Origin of the sequence: Serratia ficaria, from assembly GCF_900187015.1 — a bacterium.
GTDB lineage: Bacteria > Pseudomonadota > Gammaproteobacteria > Enterobacterales > Enterobacteriaceae > Serratia > Serratia ficaria.
The window spans coordinates 341062-357040 of record NZ_LT906479.1 but is presented as its reverse complement, the minus strand read 5'-3'; the positions used below and the strand labels follow the sequence as shown (position 1 = coordinate 357040).

General features: G+C 60.6%; 14 protein-coding genes. 1 reads left to right on the top strand and 13 read right to left on the bottom strand.

From position 1 onward, the window contains the following. Positions 1–22 precede the first annotated feature (22 nt). The 3 genes from CKW09_RS01580 to CKW09_RS01570 all read right to left on the bottom strand — a co-directional run bounded on the left by CKW09_RS01580 (position 23) and on the right by CKW09_RS01570 (position 3764). Positions 23–2554, bottom strand: coding sequence for an outer membrane usher protein (locus tag CKW09_RS01580; protein ID WP_061799684.1), 2532 nt, complete (start codon positions 2552–2554; stop codon positions 23–25). A gap of 17 nt (positions 2555–2571) precedes the next feature. Further along, positions 2572–3117, bottom strand: coding sequence for a fimbrial protein (locus tag CKW09_RS01575; protein WP_095095171.1), 546 nt, complete (start codon positions 3115–3117; stop codon positions 2572–2574). 86 nt (positions 3118–3203) lie between these two features. Next, positions 3204–3764: a fimbrial protein gene (locus tag CKW09_RS01570; protein WP_061799686.1), complete on the bottom strand. Its 561-nt coding sequence runs from the start codon at positions 3762–3764 to the stop codon at positions 3204–3206. Between the two features lie 458 nt (positions 3765–4222). Here CKW09_RS01570 and CKW09_RS01565 point away from each other — a divergent pair, with 458 nt between their 5' ends. After that, the gene (locus tag CKW09_RS01565; protein ID WP_095095167.1) at positions 4223–4984 is read left to right on the top strand and encodes a winged helix-turn-helix domain-containing protein; all 762 of its coding nucleotides are present in this window, start codon (positions 4223–4225) and stop codon (positions 4982–4984) included. 69 nt (positions 4985–5053) lie between these two features. Here the strand turns inward: CKW09_RS01565 and CKW09_RS01560 are convergent, their stop codons facing one another. The 10 genes from CKW09_RS01560 to entS form a co-directional block, all read right to left on the bottom strand. Beyond that, positions 5054–5542, bottom strand: a complete 489-nt coding sequence (locus CKW09_RS01560) for a hypothetical protein (RefSeq protein ID WP_061799688.1) — start codon at positions 5540–5542, stop codon at positions 5054–5056. Next, positions 5523–6302, bottom strand: coding sequence for a winged helix-turn-helix domain-containing protein (locus CKW09_RS01555; RefSeq protein WP_061799689.1), 780 nt, complete (start codon positions 6300–6302; stop codon positions 5523–5525). The genes CKW09_RS01560 and CKW09_RS01555 overlap by 20 nt, the downstream gene beginning before the upstream one ends. A gap of 194 nt (positions 6303–6496) precedes the next feature. Next, positions 6497–7969: a SulP family inorganic anion transporter gene (locus CKW09_RS01550; protein WP_061799691.1), complete on the bottom strand. Its 1473-nt coding sequence runs from the start codon at positions 7967–7969 to the stop codon at positions 6497–6499. After that, positions 7947–8594, bottom strand: coding sequence for a carbonic anhydrase (locus CKW09_RS01545; RefSeq protein ID WP_231922109.1), 648 nt, complete (start codon positions 8592–8594; stop codon positions 7947–7949). The genes CKW09_RS01550 and CKW09_RS01545 overlap by 23 nt, the downstream gene beginning before the upstream one ends. A 382-nt stretch (positions 8595–8976) precedes the next feature. Next, positions 8977–9606 carry a DUF2238 domain-containing protein gene (locus CKW09_RS01540; protein WP_095095161.1) on the bottom strand — a complete coding sequence of 210 codons (630 nt, stop codon included), beginning with the start codon at positions 9604–9606 and terminating at the stop codon, positions 8977–8979. Between the two features lie 118 nt (positions 9607–9724). Then, entirely contained in the window at positions 9725–10789 is a 1065-nt protein-coding gene (gene yncE / locus CKW09_RS01535; protein WP_061799693.1) for a 7-bladed beta-propeller protein YncE, read from the bottom strand. An 80-nt stretch (positions 10790–10869) separates the two neighbouring features. Further along, positions 10870–11724, bottom strand: coding sequence for an isochorismatase (locus CKW09_RS01530; RefSeq protein ID WP_061799694.1), 855 nt, complete (start codon positions 11722–11724; stop codon positions 10870–10872). 3 nt (positions 11725–11727) lie between these two features. Then, positions 11728–13356, bottom strand: coding sequence for a (2,3-dihydroxybenzoyl)adenylate synthase (locus CKW09_RS01525; RefSeq protein ID WP_061799695.1), 1629 nt, complete (start codon positions 13354–13356; stop codon positions 11728–11730). Between the two features lie 7 nt (positions 13357–13363). After that, positions 13364–14569 carry an isochorismate synthase gene (locus tag CKW09_RS01520; protein ID WP_095095158.1) on the bottom strand — a complete coding sequence of 402 codons (1206 nt, stop codon included), beginning with the start codon at positions 14567–14569 and terminating at the stop codon, positions 13364–13366. Between the two features lie 143 nt (positions 14570–14712). Then, positions 14713–15966: an enterobactin transporter EntS gene (entS, locus tag CKW09_RS01515; RefSeq protein WP_095095155.1), complete on the bottom strand. Its 1254-nt coding sequence runs from the start codon at positions 15964–15966 to the stop codon at positions 14713–14715. Positions 15967–15979 lie beyond the last annotated feature (13 nt).

Here is a 15979-nt window from a genome sequence, read left to right as displayed (position 1 = left end):
GTTTTCAGGGGGCGGCTGCGGCTTAGCCTTCCTGCGCCGCAGTCACCGGCCGGCACGGCAGCAGCAGGTCGCTCAGGGCGACGTCCGTGCGTACCGCCGGCAGGTCAATCTCGCATTGCGCCTTCCCTTCCCAATGCACCGTCATCCGTTCATCGGCGCGGATACCGCTCAGGTACACGCTGCCGCCATCGTTCACTATCCCGGTCTGCTGCCGGCGGCGGTTGAACACCTCGGCGCCGAACGGCGGCGTGGAGCCGTCCGCCAGGCGGATCACCGCCATGGCTTTCTGGCCGGCGATCACGTTGAAACGCCGGTAGCCAATCGCGCCTTCGGTGAGCGTGGCCTGCACCATCGACTGCGTCGCCTCGGCATCGTCCGCCAGATTGTTCAGATCGATGCTCGCCCGGCTGCGGTAATAGCTGCTGACGTCCGCCACCACCGCTTTGCCGAACATGTTGGTGCGGGTGGTCGCGCCATAGCCGCGCACCGGCACCCCGGCTACGCCGTCGGTGTCCAGCAGCAGGCGGGTGCCGCCCAGGGTGCCGTTGCGGTGCAGTGCCGCCCCCTGGCCGGTGAAGGTCGCGCCTCCCTGTAGGCTCATGCCGACGGAGGAATACTGGCCGCCCTGATAGTTGACGTTGGCGTCGATACGCGCCGCGTCGCCCTCATGGCTGTAGAACGCGCTGGCGGATTCGCCGCTGCGCGAGCTGCCGGCGCTCAGCTGATAGTTGTTGTGCTCGTCCAGCCGTTGGTAATACCCCACCCGCTGGCTGTTGCTGTTGCGGTTCCACGCGCTGCTGTAGCTGAGGTTGGAATCCACCCCCCACGGCACCGACAGGCTCAGATACATGCCGTCGTCGTTGGCCCCGCGGGCCTTGTTGCGATAGGCGGTTAACGACGCGCTCATGTTCCTGAACGAGCCCAGGTCGAAATAGCGTGACATCGCCAGGCTGTAGCGTTCGCTGGTCGGCTTATCCCAATAGGTCTGGTGGTCGTAGTTGAGATAGGTGCTGACCCCCAGATCGCGGAACTGCTTGTTAAAGGTGATGGTGTACATCTCCCGGCTTTTACCGTTTTGCAGGCCGTGATAGCGCGCATCCAGGTATTCGCTCATGGTCATGAAGTCCTGCTCCGAGAAGCGATACCCGGCGAAGGTGACCTGGCTGTCGTATTCGTCAAAGCTTTTGGAATAGCTCAGGCGGTACGAGCCGCCGCTTTTGGTGCCGTCTTCACTCGGCAGCCTGGCCCGCGACTGGGTGGTATCGAACGACAGCGCGCCGAACGCCAACAGGTCGCGCCCCAACCCCAGCGACAGCGCGTTGTAATCGCCGCCGGCGATGGCCCCGCCGTACAGCGACCAACCGTTGCTGACCCCCCAGGAGAACTCGCCGGCGGCAAAGGTTGGCCCCTGCAGGTTATGCTCCCAGTTCGACGGCCTGCCGCCGGCGAGCTTGTAGCGCACCATGCCGGGGCGGGTCAGGTAAGGAATGCTGGCGGTATCCACCTGGAACTGCTGCACGCTGCCGTCCTGTTCTTCCACTTTCACGTCCAGCTTGCCCATCACCGAATCGCTGAGATCCTGGATGCGGAACGGCCCGGCGGCGACCTGCGCCTCATAAAGTACCCGCCCCTGCTGGCTGATGGTGACCTTGGCGTTGGTTTTGGCGATGCCCGTCACCTCCGGCGCATAGCCGCGCAGGTTGGGCGGCAGCATGTTGTCGTCCGACACCAGGCTGAAGCCGGTAAAGCGGAAGCTGTCGAACAGGTTGCTCTGCAGATAGTCCTCGCCCAGCGCCAGCCGCGCGCCCAGCTTCGGCAGGGCGCGAAATGCATAGTAACGGCTCCAGTCAAACGTCTTCTGGCTCGACTCGCCCGAACCGGTCTGATGATTGAGACTGGTCTGCCAGTCGGCGCGCAGCCGCCAGGCGCCGAGGTTGGCGCCCACCACGCCATTGCCGCCCAGCCGCTGCGTCTGGCCGCCGCCGTTTCTGTTGCTCTGCGCCTGGCCATTCAGGTTGTAGTCCAGCAGCAGCCCGGGAATGCCGTTGTCCCAGCGCGCCGGCGGATCCCAGTCCGGCGAGGAATATTCCAGATAGGCCTGGGGAATATTCAGATACAGCGCCGATACCGCCAGATCGCCCCGCGCCTCGATACCGTTGAGGCTGGCGAGATCCAGGCACTGCGCGTCATGCCACCAGCGCAGCTGCTTGAGGAACTCGGCCTTAAAGCCCACTTGTTCAACCAGCTGCGGCGAAACGCAGGGCACGCTGCTGTCGGGATCGTTTTCCGGCGGATAGAACGCCACCGGCTGTTCATCCAACGACTGCTTGTTCATCAATACCGTCATGTTGTACTTGCCCGGCATAATAAAGGCGCCCTTGGAAAAGCGGCTGAGATCGATATTTTTTCGATCGTTTATATCCAGGATGTCGGTATTGAATTGAATCGCGTCATCCGCCCGGCCCTGAAACGCCAGGCTGCACAGCGCCAGAGAAATGCATAGTCCTAATAAGCTTAACGGGAGTGCGCCCGATTTTATTTTTTTCGCATCCATGGTTCCGCCAACCTTTATCAGTAATAATCCAATTTAAAACGAATGGCGGATCGGTAATCCCCTGCGCGTAATACCTGGCGGTTAGCCACCAGTTGCATTGAATAATTCAAGCGATAATCTTTGGTCAGGGTATTTTCTATCGACATCGGTACCCCGGGATAAACCTCTTTGCCCGCGCTGTCGGCAATGCGCAATGCCACGCCGCGGGCATCGCCGATTACGCCGAAGGTTTTCCCTTCTGCGTTGCCGTCAAATATCATGCGAAAGTGCTGGCGCCCTGAAATAGCCACATCATCACCCGACAGCCCGCAGTTCACTAATTGCACCGTGAAGGGTCGGGTTAACCCGTGCCCATCGCGGAATATTTGCTCCACCGGCAGGCTTTTCATGTCGATGGTCTGGTCACGGCTTGCCGATTCAATTGCGCAGGCTGCGTTAACAATAGCGCCTTCCATATTGACCCTTCCCCAACCAATAACCGCAGCCGTCGCCGGCATCGTTTGAGTCATAAAAACTACGGCCAATAGGGAAGGCGCCATTAAACTTTTGCCAATGGGGGCCATATGCGTTATCCCTTATAAAAATGAATCCATTCCGGGGAAAAAGCATGCGGGGTATCCCGCATGCTGGCATCAATGGGGTAAAACTATTACTGGTAGCTCAGCGCGAAGTTAACCACGCTGGTGAAGGCGCCCGGGGTGATGGTGTTCAGAGAACCGCCGTTACCTTTCAGGAAGGCGTGGTATTTCAGCTCAGCGCCAGTGTCGCCCGCCTTGATGATCTGGCCTGCAGTTTTGGTGCCCAGCTCAACCACGGCGTTAGCGTTGTGATCGTCGGTGATCACGATGCTGGCGCCCTTGGCGGTGCTGCCGCTGCCCAGACCGACCATCTTCATGTCTTTGCCGTCGGCGCCGCCGGCTTCACCGGTGAAGGTGGTCTGAACCATCTGAGCGGTAGCGGAAGTACAGTCTTCCAGTACGATTTTGAACGGCTCTTTGACTTCAGACTCACGGCCGTCTTTCAGGCTCAGGTTGGAAATCTGGCCCAGAGGGATGGTCTGGTCGATATTGCCTGGGGCGATGGAGCAAGGCGCATCAATGATTTCACCGGTGAAGGTAACGCTGCCGCTGCCCTGGTTCGCTGCCTGAGCCATCATGGAAGAAGCGCCGAAAGCCAGTACGGCTGCCATCATAATTTTATTCAGTTTCATAATAATCCCTTACATTCCTTAGTAAGCAGAGGTTGTAATAAATGACAATTAATTCGATAAGCAACAGGCGGCTCCTGTGTTTGCGCCCGGTGATTATCGCGCTCGGTTAGCTGTTTAATTGTCGGTGCATCGGTTATCTCGCTGACACACGGCATTTCCACGCTCCGTATCAGTGGCAACAAATTTACCGCCCTCAACGCCAAAATAAAATGTTATATCGCAAAAAGACAAAAACACAGGATTTGTACAAAGATAATGCAATTTACATAGGTTTTAATGCTGATAATTATCCATTAAATATAGAAGATTATTTTTTTAAACTTATAATTCCGCATGCGCCTAATAGTAATTATAGAAATATAGGGATAAATCTCATTGACCGGTATTGGAGAGGATTGAAAAAAGAACACACAGGTCTCAGAATCATCTCTCGACAGGTAAGTTGATAGGTTGAAAAAATGATTTTCTATATAAACAACAATGTCCTCTACAATGAGGAGGAGTGCGCGCTGGCGCATATCGATAATTCGACGACTAAAATAGTTCTGCTCAAGCCCAGCGCCAGATTGCTGTCGCTGTTTATCCGCAATAATAATGTTCTATTGCTGCGCGATAAGCTGCTTAATGAGGTGTGGGTAGAGCATGGGTTGAAAGCGTCCAACAATAATCTGAATAATTATGTTTCTGGGCAGCGCAAATCGCTGGCGCAGTTCGGCGAAGAGGAGCTTATTATCACCTACCCGCGCCAGGGCTTTAAGTTTACTGCCGATATCATTCATGAAATAAATACTAATGACGGCGGAAGCGTAAAGGGAAAGACCGCGGAGGAGAGCGCTGCGCCGAATGAGCCGACAAGCTCGGGGGATAACACGCATGGCGCGCCGCGCTCGCTGCGGCGAATGATCATGACGTTCCTCGTCTGCCTGGTGCTGTTTTCCGCCATGATGATTTATCAGAACAGCACCCGCGTCAGCATGTACCCATTAGGCAATTATGAACGTTGTCAGATTTACGGCATGAATTATGGGGGCGGGGATCTGGCGAAGATAAAGCAGATTATTCGGCAGGCCGGTTTTAACTGTCGGGGTAAGGCCGACGTGTATTATTACGATAATATTCGCGATGAGGCTACGCAGAACGACACCGAGCTGCTGACCTTCTGCCCAAGAGAAATCAACAGCCCGTGCATTTACAATTATATCGATAAAAAACAGCCTTGATATTGTAAGAATTATCCCGCCAGGTCCCTGATGTACTCGATCCCCTTGGCATCACCAAGGGGATTTTTCTTAGGGTGCGACGCACACGTAAAACGGCGCATGGTTATCGGCCACCAGGAAATGCCGGCTGTCGATCTGCTCAATGCGTAAATGCAGCCGCTGGCCCTTCTCCGGCAGGCGGCGGTTCAGGTCCGCGCGTTCCACGTTGTCCTGCGATTTTTTGATATTTTCCTTCACCAACAGGGAATAGTTGTTTCCCTGCCGCTGGTAGTCCATCACCAGGGCGCGTTCGACCACGTAACGATCCTTTCCGTCGGCAATTCTGCCGTTCAGCAACACCGTCAGCTGCCGGCGGCCATCGGGCACCAGGCTAATCAGCAGCACGCGTTCAATGGTGCGCCCGGCAACGTTGTCGGTCAGGTGTTCAACCGCCCGGCATTCAGGAATTTGCGGCTTGAAAAATAACAGGTAAGCGGCGACGGCGCAGCCGCCGATAGCCAGCAACGCCGCGGCCCCGTAGCCGTAACGCTTGATCAAATTAGCGGTCCCAGCTTTCATAGAAATTCTCACATTGCGCATTGCCATCCGCCATTTGCGACTGCGGACAATAATAAAAATAGGAGGTTCGGGTCTGTCCGGAGCCGTTTGGCGCTATCGTCTGCGTATCGTAATAGAGCAGCGTCGCCGGTTCCTGGCATTGAATATGCGGCCGGCGCTTGAGCATGTTTCGCAGATGCTCCAAATCGATCTGGCGACTCCCGGGCTTATGGTAAGAGGTGAGGAACCGCACGTCGCAGCTGTCGATTTTGCCCGCATCGATGGCGCTGAGCTGCGGGTAGCCCGTGTCCCGCCAGGCCCAGGTCAGGCTGCCCGCCGCCAGCACCGCCAACGCGGCCAGGCCGGCAAGCCTGCCGCCTGTATGGCGGCGTGGGGGGCGGGGCGCCAAAACGGCGGCCGGCTCTGGCTCCATCGGCGTTTCGGCCTGGCTGTCCGCCGTTTCCAGCGTGGCGGCGGTAAACATAAAGCCCTGCCGCGGCAGCGTGACGATAATCTCCTCTTCGCCGAGCGAAGCGAACATTTTGCGCAGGATAGAAATGGTATTATTGAGGTTGTTGCCGGAGGCGACCTGGCCATGCGCTTCCCAGACCTGCATCAACAGCGTCTCGCGAGACAGCACCTGATTATTGTTTCTTACCAGGGCCGACAGCAGGCGGTTCAGGGTCGCGGTCAGTTGCAACGGCTCGACATGGTCATGCAGCGGGGCCAGCTCTGACCTATCTTCATGATACTTAATATTATTATTAATTATATACTTCATGACTCCCTCGCCGTGAACAGCTAATTAATCAATAATTAGCCCGCATTAAGCAGGGGAATTTTAGCACAGCGCCTGGTATAAGAAAATTCTTACAAAAATAAAAATAATTGATTAATAACAAAAAGATAAATGAGTCGCATAAAAAAATGGTCACCCGATTGGGTGACCATGACGGCGGCCGATAGGGCGGCCGATTACACCGGCCAGCGGCTCAGCTGAATGCCGCGGTTGGCCGCGCCGGCACCGAAGTCCGCCAGTACGGCTCGGACGTCCGGATCGATATAGTCGGCGTTGTCATGCTCGGCGATCACCACGCAGTTATCCGGGATCTGCGCCAGCAGGCTGTGCAGCCGCGGGTTATGCAGAAACGTCAGGTTCTGGTGGAAACGCACCACATAGTGGTCGTCATAGCGGCTCAGCTGCAGCGCATTGCGGTGGCTTTTGTAAGTGCTGCACAGCAGCTGCGCCATCAGGCCGAGGGCGATGCCCGCCAGCATGCCGAAGACGATGATGCCGCCGACGGTGATGATAAAGGGCGCGAACTGCGGCAACCCCTGGCGCCACTGCGCACGGAACAGCGCCGGCGCCGCCAGCTTATAGCCGGTGTACAACAGCACCGCTGCCAGGCTGGCCAACGGGATGGTATTGAGCAGATCGCTGAACAACAGGCCGCTCAGCAGCAACAGCACGCCGTGCAGCAAAATCGACACCTTGCTGCGCGCGCCGGCGTTGACGTTGACCGAACTGCGCACGATCACCGCGGTGATCGGCAGGCCGCCGAGAAAGCCGCTCAGCATATTGCCAACGCCCTGCGCGCGCATTTCTTTGTCCGGCGATGGCGCCGGCGTTTGCGACTTCAGCTTCTTCAACGCTTCCTGGCTCAGCAGGGTTTCCAGGCTGGCCACCAGCGCCAGCGTCACCGCAATCAGGTAAACCGACGGGTTACGCCAGGCGCCCTGCCAGTCGGGGCGGCTCAGCTGCGCGCCCAGCGCTTCGGCGCTGTCGAATTTAGGCAGCGCGATGCGCGGGATATTGCCCAGGCTTTCCGGCATCATCCGCTCGCCAAACACCACCGCCAGGCTGCCCCACAGCACCGCCACCAGCGGGCCGGGAATAAAGCTCATCAGCCGGATGCGCTTGATCGGTGCGGTGGTCCACAGCCACAGGATAGCCAGCGCCACCAGCGTTATCACTATCGATGCCGGCGACAGCAGTTCGCTGCCCTGGGCCAGCAGCGCCGTCAGGCTCTCCTCCCCCTGATAACCGAGCGCCACCGGCACCTGCTGCATTATCAGCAAAATACCGATCGCCGCCAGCATGCCCTGGATCACCGTACCGGGCACCAGCGAGATCCAGCGGCCGGCGCGCAGCAGGCCGAAAATCAGCTGCAATGCCCCGGCCATGATCAGCGCCACCAGCAGCAGGGAAAAGGAACCGAGGGTTTCCATCGCCCCAACGACGATGGTGACCAAACCGGCCGCCGGGCCGCTGACGGCATAACGCGACGGGCTCAGCAGGGTCACCAGGATGCCGCCGATCACCCCGGTCAGCAGCCCGACGAACGGCGGCAGCCCACTGGCCTGCGCGATGCCCAGGCTGAGCGGCAGCGCCACCAGAAACACCACGATCCCGGCGGGAATATCGTTACGCAGAGTGCTTAAGTTCATGGCCCACCTCCGCAGCGTTCTGATGGATAAGCTCTTTCAAATGCCCTTCCTGCAGATCGTAAACGCAGCCGAAAACGTCCAGCGCCTCCCCCTGCGCCCAGCGGCGGCGCACCGGCTCGCTGGCGATCAGATGAGCAAACTGGGTCACCACGTGCGCTTCGATCAGCTGATTCAGGCGGCTGGCGTCGTCGGCGTCCGATTGCTGATAGGCCTGCAGGTTATCCGCCAGCGAGGCGCGCAGGTGCGCCATGCGCCGGGCCAGCGCGCTGTTTTCCTGCGCCAGCGGCATCTGCGGCAGCGCCACCGCCGCCTGAACGCCGCCGCAGCCGTAATGGCCGCACAGCACGATCGCCGAGACGTGCAGGTATTCCAGCGCATATTGCATGACGCTCATCAGGCTATCGTCATCCTCGAGCACCATGTTAGCGATATTGCGATGAACGAACAGCTCGCCGGGGTGTGCGCCGGTCAGCACCTCGGCGGGGACCCGGCTGTCGGAACAGCCGATCCACAGCGCCTGCGGCTGCTGGCCGGCGACATGCTTATGGAAGTATTGGGGATTCCGCTGACGCTGTTGTAGCGCCCAACTGCGGTTTCTGGCTAATAGGGGTTTGAGTATCGTCACAGCAGGCTTCTCTCGTAGGGGGACAAACAGGCTCGCGCCTACCCGCCCAGGGCCAATTACATGAGTAAAAATGATGATTTTCATCGTGGCTTGAAGCTGACACATGGCGTTTTTGACACGCACAGAACCATCCCACAATCGGGAAAGTCCACTATTAACCATAGAGGCTTGGCGATATCTGGCAAGAGGAAATCGCCGAGAACTTTTTACAAAAACACCTAAACAAATTGATTTATATAAAAAATAAAATATGACAGCCCAATTAAAAAACTAAAGTAAGCGGCGCTGAAGATTCTTTACATTGAACCGGATCCCCCGCTGGCAACCGGCATAAAAAAACCCGCCATAAGGCGGGTTTTTAAATAATTATACCTTATTAATATTAAGGTTTACTTGCCTTTAGCGACGTTATTTGCCGATCCTGCCAGCCGCTAAACAGCAACAGGCCGCTCAGCGCGCCCAGCAGCGCGCAAAACATGTCGGACTGGGTATCCCAGGGGTCGCCCTGGGTGCCGAGAAACTCATCGGCCCCCTGCCCCAGCGCCAGCGCCGCCCACCACTCGATCAGCTCGTACAGGGCGCTGATGGCCAACGCGATGCAGCACACCACGAAGCCCAGCATCTTGCGGCCCCGCACATAGCCGCCGCGCTGCAGGATCTCGCGCGCCGCCAGCGCCGGCACCAGCCCCTGAAAGAAATGCCCCAGCTTGTCATACGGGTTGCGGCCGAGATCCAGCCAGTGTTGCACTTCAAACCCCAGCGGCACGCGCGCATAGCTATACAGGCCGCCGAAGATCAGGATCAGCGCATGAAAGAAGATCAGCGCGTACAGCAGCGGCGTCAGCGGGTAACCGCGCCGGGTGAGCCACAGCAACGGCAGGACGATCAGCACCGGTGCCACCTCCATCAGCCAGGTGGCGCGATCGTAAGGACTGATGCCGCTGTAGGCCAGCGTGGCCAACAGCAGCAGGGTGATGACGAGCAGTAATCGTGGCGATTGATAAACGGACATAGCCGGAGTTCCTTCAGGGCTGAAATGACGATCCAGTATAGCCCGCACGGATTTCAGGCGAAAAAAACGGGCGAAGCGTTGCCGCTGCGCCCGTTCGATCGGCAGGATCCGTATGGGATTACTTCAGCGCTACGCGGATCACATCATCCGGCGCGCTGGCTTCTTTCTCGCGACTGGAGGCCTGCTTCACGCTGACGTACAGCGTCTGGCCGTCCGGCGACAGCGCCAGGCTGTTCGGGTGGGTCGGCGTCTTGACGGTATTCAACAGCTTGTAGCTCTTGGCGTCGATCACGCTCACCTCACCCGCCTGGCGGTGGGTGACGTAAACCTCGTTGCGCGCCGGGTTGAACAGCACCGCCAGCGATTCAGGCACTTCGATTTTGCCGAGGACGTTGCCGTTGCGGGTATCCACCACCAGCACCTGCGGCTGCTTGGAATCGGTGATGAATGCGCGGTGGTTGGCGGTATCCAGGCTGATGTTCAGGAAGAAGTGCTCTTTGGACTCGTCCAGCTTCTTGCGCGACAGCACCTTGTTGCTCTGGGTGTCGATGGTCACCAGCTCGCCGTCGGCGTTGGTGACGTACAGGCGTTTGGCGGCGGCGTCCAGCGCCAGGCCGGTACCGTATTTGCCGGTGCCGGCAATGGTGGCGCGCAGGGTCAGATCCTTGCCGTCCACCACCCACACCACGCTGGATTCACCCAGCCCGGTGACGTACAGGGTGTCGGTGTCGGCATCCGCCACCAGTTCACGCGGCGCCAGCGGCTTCACGGTCTCGGAGCGTTTGCGCGCGTCCAGCACCAAACGGCCCTTCACTTCGCCGGTTTTGGCGTCGATCGCCGTGACCGAGTTGTTCACCGTGTTGCCGAAGAACAGGGTGTCGGTTTTGCCGTTGATGGCGGCGCCGAACGGCTTGATGTCGTTATGGATAATCTGGGTCACGTCCAGCGTGGTCGGATCCAGGCGATACACCACGCCGCCCTTGTCCAGCTTGCGGCTTTGCGAGGTCGCCAGGTACAGCGCGTTCTCGCCCTGGCTGTACACCATTTCATAGGCGCCTTTGCCAACCGGCTTGCGCAGCACTTCCGGCGCGGTTTGCGCCAGCAGCGGGGCCGAAAACAGCAGCGAGGACAGCAGCATCAGCGGGAATGCCGCACGTTTTCCCTTATTAATCATAGCATTCATTATAATTTCCCTAGGGTATCGTTCGAGTCAAATTACCGCCCGGCCAACGCCGGGCGGCGGCAACAACGCCGTGGTCAAAATCAGTTCCGTTCGGCAGAGAGCAGCGCCCACCAGCTGTCGATGGTCGGGTTGCGCGCCAGGGCGATGAAGTCGATATCGCCGCGGATCTTGCGCCAGCGGGTGGCCAGCTCCATGATGCGCACCGAGTCCAGGCCGTAGTCGATCAGGTTCTCGTCGTTGCCCATGTCTTCGCTGTCTTCATCCAGCAGCGGCAGAATTTGCTGACGCAGCGCCTCTTTGCTGGCGATGCCCGGCAGCAGTGAGGCGGTGGTCACCACCCGGCCGCAGCGCCCGGCGGTGTAACGCAGCGCCATCAGGTGCTCTTCGCGCGAGAAGTCCGCCAGGCCGTCGGCCACCATAAACGGTTGGATGTTGCGCATGAAGGCGTCGATGGCGGTGGTCAGGCAGCCGATGTGGGCGTACACGCCGCAGATGATCAGCTGGTCGCGGCCGGATTCCTGCAGGATTTCCTGCAGCGGCGAGCGGTGGAAGGCGCTGTAGCGCCATTTCACCAGCACGGTGTCGTCCTGGTCCGGCGCCAGCGCCGCGGTGACCGCCTGCTGTTCCGGATGCTTGTTCAGGCCCGGCCCCCACATGTCGTTCAACAACGCGCGGTCTTCATCGCTCTGCTGGTTCGGCTGAGCGGTATAGAACACCGGGATGCCCTGCTGCTTGCAGTAGCTGCGCAGCTTGGCGATGTTTTCCACCACCTGTTTGATCAGCGCGCTGTCTTCGCCCCAGAAGTTGAGGAAATACTGCTGCATGTCGTGGATCAGCAGCGCCGCGCGCTGAGGCTCCAGCTGCCAGCTGACCTTGTTGTTAGGCAGTTCGTCTGCTGCGGGCAGCGCGTAATCATTAAGTTTCGGAATGGCCATCGATTAATCTCCCTGAGCCTGAGTCTGTTGTTGCGCGTCGAGACGCTGGCGCAACAGTTTTTTGTCCACTTTGCCGACCGGTGTCAGCGGCAGGCTGTCCACCTGAATAAAACGGTCCGGCAGCTTGAAGTCGGCCACGCCCTGCTCGCGCAGGTGGCGACGCAGCACCACCGCTTTCAGCGGCGCGCCGGCGATGATATAGGCGCAGCTTTTTTCGCCCATCAGAGCATCCGGCATCGACACCAGCGCGGCGTTGATCACCTCCGGGTGGCGCAACAGCAGATTTTCGATTTCCTCGGCGGCGATCTTCTCGCCGCCGCGGTTGATCTGGTCCTTCTGGCGCCCCTCGACGGTGATGTAGCCGTCTTCGCTGATGCTGATCAGGTCGCCCGAGCAGTAGAACCCTGCCGCGTCAAAGGCGCCGGCGTTGTGCTCCGGGCTCAGGTAGTAGCCGCGAAAGGTATAAGGGCCGCGCGTCATCAGGCGCCCCACCGCGCCCGCCGGCAGCGGGTTGCCGTCGTCATCCGCCACCCAGACTTCGTCGTCCGGCGACATCGGCCGCCCCTGGGTCGCCAGGACGTGCTGCGGGTCATCGTCCAGACGGGTGTAGTTAACCAGCCCTTCCGCCATGCCGAACACCTGCTGCAGCCGGCAGCCGATTTCGTTCTGAATGCGCGCCGCCAGGGTCTCCCCCAGCTTGGCGCCGCCCACCTGCAACAGCGCCAGGCTGGCCAACGCGGCATTGCTGCCCCACTCTTCGATCGCCTGCAGCCACAGCGTCACCGCCGGCGGTACCAGCGCCGTCACGTTGATGCGGTGCTGTTCGATCAGGCGGAAACACTGGGCGGCGTCGGGATCGGCGGCGAACACCACCTGCCCGGCGCCGTAGAACACGCCCAGCACGCCCGGCGAGCTCATCGGATAGTTGTGGGCGACCGGCAAGGCGCACAGATAGCGGGTCTGCCGGTCAAAGCGGCAGATCTCCACGCTGCGGCGGATGCTGTAGTAGTAATCGTTGTGGGTGCGCGGGATCAGCTTCGGCGTGCCGGTGCTGCCGCCGGAAAGCTGGAAAAACGCCACCTGGTCGGCGGCGGAAGGCACCGCGACAAAGCCGTCGCAGGGTTCCTCCAGCCAGTCGGCCAATGCCTGTTCGCCCTGCGGCTGGTTGCGCAGGCCCACCACGCGCAGCGAAGGATGCTCGGCGCGGAAGGCGTTGAGGAATTCGTCATCGGCAAACAGGCCGTGCTCGCGATCGGCGATCAGCAGCGCGGGCTTGATTTGCGCGGCGTAGGCGTGCAGCTCGCTGCGCTGATGGCTGAACAGCGCGTTGACCGGCGCCACGCCGATCTTCAGCAGCGCGAAAAACGCCACGTAAAACTCCACCACGTTGCCCAGCTGCACCAGCGCGGTCTCGCCCGGCCGTACGCCGCGGCGCTGCAGGGCGGCCGCCAAACGGTCGGAGAGCAGGTTCAATTCACGGTAGCTCAGGCTGCGGCGGGCATCGGTGATCGCCACGGCGTCGTTGTCGGCCTGGCGGTCGAGAATATCGGTCAGCGGCAGGTCAATCCAATAGCCGCGTTCGCGGTAACGGCTGGCGAACTCCGCCGGCCAGGGGGTAAAGGCAATGCTCATCTTGTCGTTATCCTTGATTCAAACCAAAGGCACGCAGAATAGTGCTGAGTTTGGTGCCTGTTTCGTGCCATTCAGATTCGGGGGAAGAGTCCTGGACGATGCCGGCGCCGGCAAACAGCCGCACCTGGCTGCCATCGACGGTGCCGCAGCGGATGGTGACCACCCATTCGCCATTGCCTTCGGCGTCGCACCAGCCGACGATGCCGCCGAACAGGCCGCGATCGAACGGCTCCAGCTGCCGGATCAATGCGTGCGCCGCCGGGGTTGGCGTGCCGCACAGCGCCGGCGTCGGATGCAGCAGGCAGGCCAGCGACAGCGCGCTTTCGTCGCGCGAAGCCACTTCGCCGTCAATCGGGGTGGAAAGGTGCCACAGCGTGGTGGTGGTCAGCAGCTCGGGGGTTTGCGGCACGTTCAGATAGCGGCTGCGCCCGGCCAGCACCCGGCGCATGCCTTCGGTGACGATGCGATGTTCGTGGCGGTCTTTCTCGGAGGCCATCAGCCGCTCGCCCACCGCCAGATCGCGTTCGGCATCGGCCTCGCGCCGGGCGGAACCGGCCAGCGGGTTGGAGTGGAAGTGGCCGCCGGCCTGGCGCAGCAACAGCTCAGGGCTGGCGCCCAACAGTGCCCCCCGCTCCAGCGGCACGTGGAAATGGAAACCGTTGGGGTTTTGGGCGATAACCCGCGCCATCAGCGCATGGCGGTCTACCGGCCGGCGAGTCTCGATCTCCAGCAGCCGCGACAGCACCACCTTGTCCAGCTGCCCGGCTTTCATCGCCGCGACCGCATCGCTCACCATCTGCATAAAAGGCTGCTGCGTCGGCACTTCGGCAAGGCCGGCAATTTCCGGGCCGCTCGCCGCCGGCGAGACGCCGGCCATAAAGGCGGCGCGATCGAACCAGCGGCTTTCATGCGGAACAAACAGCGCCGAAGGCTGACGGGTATCGAAGGGAATGGCGCCGCACAGCAGCGGTTCCTTTACCCCGGCGGCGCGCGCCTCGGCAAACGCCTGGCGCACCTGCCGCTGGAATTCGCCGTGCAGATCGGCGCCGTCCGCGGCCGGCTGGGTCACCCGGCTAAAGCAGCCGGCGGTAATCAGGCTGCGGAACGGCGAGGTGAAGAAGAAGCCCGATGCAGGAGAAAAATCAGCGCCGAACGGTTCATCCGCCCGCTCCTGAAGTTCCTTTCGGTTGGCGCCTTTCACGGCAATGTCCATCGCTACGTCCTCAAGTCGCTAACTGATAACCAATATAATAATGATTATCATTTAAGTTAATTCCGCGCTAAATTACTCGTCGATATTTGCCATGTCAACCTGCCCGTCATCTTTCGGGCCGCCGCGTTGCCGACTCCGCACCGTTACTTTTCGGCGACGGGCTGCGGTTCCGGTTTGTTCAGGGTCACCTGACGCAGCCCGGTCATGGCGAAGGCCAGCAGGATGCCGAAGGCCGCGGCGCCGAAGCCGAAGCTGCCGGCGCTGCTCGCCGGCCGCATAAACGCCCCCATCGCCCCCAGCAGCAGCGCGCCCAGCGCGTCGCCCACCACGTTCTGCGCCGTCCACAGGCCGTTGATGCGCCCCAGGAAATTATCCGGCGTCAGGCTTTGAATCAGCCCGTACTGCAACAGCGAATTCAGCGCGCTCAGGTAGCCGAAGGCCACCAGACACAGCAGCGCCAGGCTGTACCACGGCATCAGGCCGAACAAACCGATGGCGACGAACGCCGCGATGGCGGTCAACAGCATCACCCAGCCCGGGCGCGCCACATGCGCCACCCGCCCGCTGGTGAAGGCGCCTATTGCCGCGCCGAGCGGCACGGCGGCGTACATGAAGCCGAGATGGGAAGCGTCGACCTGCCAACCGCCGGCCATCGCCGGATAAAGCACGCGCACCGCGCTGGCCATGGTCAGCAGCGCGCCGATCAGCGCCACCATGCCGATCACCTTGTTCTGGAACAAGAAGCCAAAACCGCCCGCCAGCGCGCGCAGCGGGTGTTCGCGCGGCTGCGGCGGCGGCATCAGCTGCGGCAGGCTCAGCAGCGGCAACAGCGTCAGCAGGGTGCCGAACGCCGCCAGGCCGTAGTTCCAGGCAATGCCCATGTTGGCGATCACCAGGCCGCCGACCGCCGGAGAAAGAATCGAGCCGAAGCGCACCGTCAGCATGCTGATGGCGCCGGCCTGCACGATGTTTTCCCGCCCGACCAGCGCCGGCGTCGCCGCCAGCAGCGCCGTCACGCCGACGGCGCCAAAGAAGCCGTCCCATACCGCCAGCAGGTAAATCGCCGTCAGGGAAGGCGCGGGCAGCGCGGCGTTGACGCACAGGCCGACAAAGCCGATGCCGCAGGTGGATCGCGCAAACAGGATCAACCGCCGGCGCTCGTAGCGATCCGCCAGCACGCCGCCCATCAACAGCCCGGCGAACATGCCGCCGCCCGCCAGGGTCACCGCCAGGCCGACCAGCAGGGTCGAACCGGTCAGCGCCTGGATCTGCACCGGGATGGCGATCGCCATCAGCCCCAGCGCCAAAATGGAAATAAAGCGCGCGCAGAATACCGCCCGGAAGGACCGGTTGCTCTTCAGCAGGCCAAAATCAAGCAGGATAGAGGGTTTACTCATCGGTTCATCACCA